Below are 465 nucleotides of genomic sequence, written 5' to 3'. Positions count from 1 at the left end.
GATGAAGTCCATAAACGCGGAATGAAAATCGTCATGGATTTGGTTGTGAACCACACGTCGGATGAACATGCCTGGTTTGCTGAAAGCCGTAAATCGAAGGACAAACCTTACCGGGATTATTATTTTTGGAAAGACCCTAAACCGGACGGCTCAGAGCCGAATAATTGGGGATCGATCTTTTCAGGCTCGGCGTGGACATACGATGAAAGGACAGGACAGTATTATTTGCACTACTTTTCGAAAAAACAGCCTGATTTAAATTGGGAAAATGACGCCGTTCGCCGGGAAGTTTATGATGTAATGAGATTCTGGATGGATAAAGGCGTTGACGGCTGGCGAATGGATGTGATCGGCTCCATTTCCAAACACACCGATTTTCCGGACTACGAAACGGATCACACCCGCANCTATATCGTCGGCCGTTATCACTCTAACGGCCCCCGACTTCATGAGTTTATTCAAGAG

At 46.3% G+C, this 465-nt stretch carries 1 protein-coding gene; it reads left to right on the top strand.

Features of this window, described 5'->3' with window-relative positions:
• Nucleotides 1-465, top strand: a 465-nt coding sequence (locus RVS70_RS22310; protein ID WP_321134896.1) for an alpha-amylase family glycosyl hydrolase, incomplete at both ends; no start/stop codon positions are given.

Source organism: Virgibacillus sp. M23, assembly GCF_034190895.1.
In the GTDB taxonomy this organism is placed as follows: domain Bacteria; phylum Bacillota; class Bacilli; order Bacillales; family Amphibacillaceae; genus Virgibacillus; species Virgibacillus salarius.
This window is presented reverse-complemented; position numbering and strand designations above follow the sequence as displayed.